Below are 3682 nucleotides of genomic sequence, written 5' to 3' on the forward strand. Positions count from 1 at the left end.
CGGCGCACTACGCGATCTGGGACGCCACCGACCTCGTCGTGGCCACCCCGGACACCCGCGTGCAGCGCTGGTCCACCGACCCGCGCGCCGGGGTGCCGCCGCTGCCGAGGCTCGAACCGGACGCCGCGCTGCCGGCCTGCCTGCGGACGGTCCGCGCGGGTGAAGTCCTCCACGACGCCATCACCTAGAGTTGTCAGCCGTGGCAGTCACCGTGGCGGACCCCGAACCGGGCACCCCGCACCAACCCCCGCGGACCCGGCGTTTCCCCCGCGCGTGGCTCCTGCGGCTGGCCGCGGCGCTGGTGTCCGGCTTCGCCTATTACCTCAGCTTCGCCCCGCGCCCGCTGTGGTGGCTCGCCCCGCTCGCGTTCGCCGGGTTCGCCCTCGTGCTGCGCGGGCGGAGCTTCCGCGGCGCGTTCGGCTACGGCTTCGCGTTCGGGTTCGTGTTCTTCCTGCCCCTGCTCACGTGGCTGCTGGACTTCCTCGGCCCGGACTTCGGCCCGTGGCCCTGGCTGGGCCTGTCGTTCGCGCTGGCGCTCTACTACGGCCTCGCGGGCGGCCTCATCACCCTCGTGGCGCGCCTGCCGCTCGCGCCGCTGTGGGGCGCGCTGGTGTTCATCGCGCTGGAGACCCCGCGCGCCTGGTTCCCCTTCGGAGGGTTCCCCTGGGGCCGGGTCGCGTTCAGCCAGCCCGAAGGCGCCTTCCTGCCGCTCGCCTCGATCGGTGGCGCCCCGCTGGTCGGCCTCGCCGTCGTCGGCACCGGCTTCGCGCTGGCCGCGCTCGCCGCCCGCCTGTGGGAGTCCCGCAAGCTCACGCGCCCGGCCGTCCTCGCCGCGCTCGGCACGGTGCTGCCGGTCCTGGCCGGGCTCGCGCTGTGGCCCGCGATCGGCACCGATGCCCAGGACGGCGAACGCACCATCGCGACCATCCAGGGCAACGCGCCCGACATCGGCCTCGCGCTGCAGGGGGAGCGGGTCCTGCTGCGCCGCAACACGATCGCCGAGAGCCAACGGCTCCGGGACGCCGTCCGCGCCGGGCGGGTCCCCAAGCCGGACCTGGTGCTGTGGCCGGAGAGCGCCACCACCGTCACCGGCCCCGACCCGCAGGTCGACCAGCTCGTCGCGAACTTCGGCGTCCCCGCGCTGATCGGCGCGCTCTACGAGCTGCCCGACGGGCACATCCAGAACTCCGTCATCGCCTGGGACCCGCGCACCGGCCCCGGGCAGCGCTACGCCAAGCAGCAGCTGGTGCCCTTCGGCGAGTACGTCCCGGCCCGCAAGGTCGCCGAGCTCGTCACGCCGTTCCTCGACTCCGAGACCGTCGACATGCTCCCCGGCGACGGCACGAACCAGACGCTGGCCGTCGCGGGCACCAAGGTCGGCGTGTTCGTCTGCTACGAGGCCGCGTTCGACTACCCGGCCCGCGACGCCGTCCGCGACGGGGCCGAAGTGCTCGTGGTGCCGACCAACAACGCCTGGTACGGCGAGAGCGAGATGAGCGTGCAGCAGCTGGCCATGTCCCGGCTGCGGGCGGTCGAGCACGGCCGGGCCGTCGTGGTGTCCGCCGTCTCAGGGGTGAGCGCGATCGTCGCCCCCGACGGGACGGTGACCAGCTCAACGGGCCTTTTCACCGCGGATTCCCTGGTCGGGCGCGTCCCGCTGCGGACGCAGACTACGCTGTCGGATCGACTCGGTGCGTGGACGGAGTACGGGCTGCTGGCACTGGCGATCGCCGGGGTGGCCGGCGGGCTCGTACTCCGTTTTCGCACCCGGCGCGCGAGCGCCGGCACGGCAGCAGGGGAAGCGGCGGACTGACCGCCGCGGATATCGGAGGAGCACGGATGTCGCAGGCGCCGCGGGGGGCCCGGGAAATCGATCCGGTGCTGGTGGTGATCCCGACGTACAACGAACGGGAGAACCTCGGCCCGATCCTGGATCGCTTGCACAAGGCACTCCCGGACGTGCACGTGCTCGTGGTGGACGACGGCAGCCCGGACGGCACCGGCGAGCTGGCCGACGAGCGCGCGGCCGCGAACGACCACGTCCACGTCATGCACCGCACCGAAAAGGCCGGCCTCGGCGCCGCCTACATCGCCGGGTTCCGGTGGGGCCTGGCGCGCGAGTACAACACGATCGTCGAGATGGACGCCGACGGCTCGCACGCGCCGGAGGACCTGCCGCGTCTGCTGGACGCCGTCGGTGACGCCGACCTGGCGATCGGCTCCCGGTACGTGCCGGGCGGCGCCGTCGTGAACTGGCCGCTCAACCGCCAGGTCCTCTCGCGCGGCGCGAACGTCTACTCGCAGCTCGCGCTGGGCATGCGGGTGCGCGACATCACCGCCGGGTTCCGCGCCTACCGCCGCCCGGTGCTGGAGAAGCTGGCCCTGGACGAGGTCAACTCGCACGGCTACTGCTTCCAGATCGACCTGACCGTGCGCACCGCGGACGCGGGCTTCGAGATCGTCGAGGTGCCGATCACGTTCACCGAGCGCGAGATCGGCGAGTCGAAGATGAGCGGCTCGATCATCCGCGAGGCGTTCCTGCGGGTGGCGAAGTGGGGCGCGGAGCGCCGCTGGCACCAGGTGCGGCGGCTGGTCAAGCGCGGCTGAGCCGGGCGGTCACTAGCCACGTCCGCGCCCCGAGGAGCACCCCTTCGGGGGTTTCGTGCGCGGCGAAGGCGTCCCGCAGGCGCGTCACGGCCTGCTCGTCTCCCTCACGGAGCAGCTGCTTGACGTCGAGCAGGCCGAGGGCGAACTCGGTCGCCGTGGCGGCGTCCGGGCCGTAGCAGACCGGTTCGCGCACCTCGGTGCACTCGACACCGGTGAAGCCGGCGCCCTCGAGCAGCGCCCGGGTGCGGCCGGGGTCGCCGAGGGAGAAGTGCGGCCCGGGCGGCGGTGGCTCGGCACCCGGGGCCAGTGCGTCGCGCAGGACCGCGTACCACTCGTTGCGGTCGCGGTCCTGCCACACGAGCAGCACCAGGCGGCCGCCGGGCCGCAGCGCGCGGGCGAGGTTGGCGAAGGCCGCGGGCGGGTCGGGGAAGAACATCGCGCCGAACCGCGACAGCACGACGTCGAACGCGACTGCCGGGAACGGGTGCGTCTGCACGTCGGCGACCTCGAACACCGCGCCGCCGAGCTCGCGGGCCTTGGCGATGGCCGGCGCGGAGAGGTCGACGCCGAGCGCGGTGGCGCCCGCCGCGGCCGCTTCGCGGGTGGACTCGCCGGTGCCGCAGCCGACGTCGAGGACGTCCTCGCCGGGCCGGACGGCGGCCACCGCCCGGAACCGCTCGTTGTGCCTGCGGACCTCCTCGTCGAAGATCGCCGCGAACCGGGCCCGGTGTTCACTCACGTCATCTTCTCCCGTTCTCGGCCATCATGGGGCCGATGACGACCATCGTGGCCTTCCACGCGCACGCGGACGACCCCGTCCTGCTCAGCGGCGGCACCCTGGCCCGCGCCGCGGCCGACGGGCACCGGGTGGTGGTCGTCGTGGCCACCAACGGCATGGCCGCCGAGCACCCGACACCCCGCTGGGGTGAGCTGGAGGCCGCGGCGGCCATCCTCGGCGTGCGGCGCGTCGTGCACCTGGGCTACGCCGACAGCGGGCACGGGCCGGTGCTGTACGCGGACCCGCCCGGACGGCAGCGCTTCGCCCGCGCGGACACCGAGGAGGCCGCGCACCGGC

General features: G+C 74.0%; 4 protein-coding genes and 1 pseudogene. 4 read left to right on the forward strand and 1 reads right to left on the reverse strand.

Features of this window, described 5'->3' with window-relative positions; genetic code table 11:
• From G3I65_RS23255 to G3I65_RS23265, 3 genes and pseudogenes are all read left to right on the forward strand, one after another.
• Positions 1-188, forward strand: a pseudogene (locus tag G3I65_RS23255) (amidohydrolase); the annotation flags it as partial.
• 11 nt (positions 189-199) lie between these two features.
• A complete protein-coding gene (gene lnt / locus G3I65_RS23260; protein ID WP_160697990.1) occupies positions 200-1813 on the forward strand; it encodes an apolipoprotein N-acyltransferase in 1614 nt (537 codons plus the stop codon).
• A gap of 26 nt (positions 1814-1839) precedes the next feature.
• Positions 1840-2607, forward strand: a complete 768-nt coding sequence (locus G3I65_RS23265; protein WP_160697991.1) for a polyprenol monophosphomannose synthase — start codon at positions 1840-1842, stop codon at positions 2605-2607.
• Here G3I65_RS23265 and G3I65_RS23270 read toward each other — a convergent pair.
• Entirely contained in the window at positions 2594-3346 is a 753-nt protein-coding gene (locus G3I65_RS23270) for a class I SAM-dependent methyltransferase (RefSeq protein ID WP_309235648.1), read from the reverse strand. The two genes, G3I65_RS23265 and G3I65_RS23270, sit on opposite strands and share 14 nt — an antisense overlap.
• A 35-nt stretch (positions 3347-3381) precedes the next feature.
• On the opposite strand from G3I65_RS23270, the gene G3I65_RS23275 reads away from it, so the two are divergent.
• The coding region (locus G3I65_RS23275; RefSeq protein WP_160697992.1) for a PIG-L deacetylase family protein at positions 3382-3682 on the forward strand (301 nt) is incomplete at its 3' end.

Origin of the sequence: Amycolatopsis sp. SID8362 (assembly GCF_010550475.1) — a bacterium.
Lineage (GTDB): Bacteria > Actinomycetota > Actinomycetes > Mycobacteriales > Pseudonocardiaceae > Amycolatopsis > Amycolatopsis eburnea.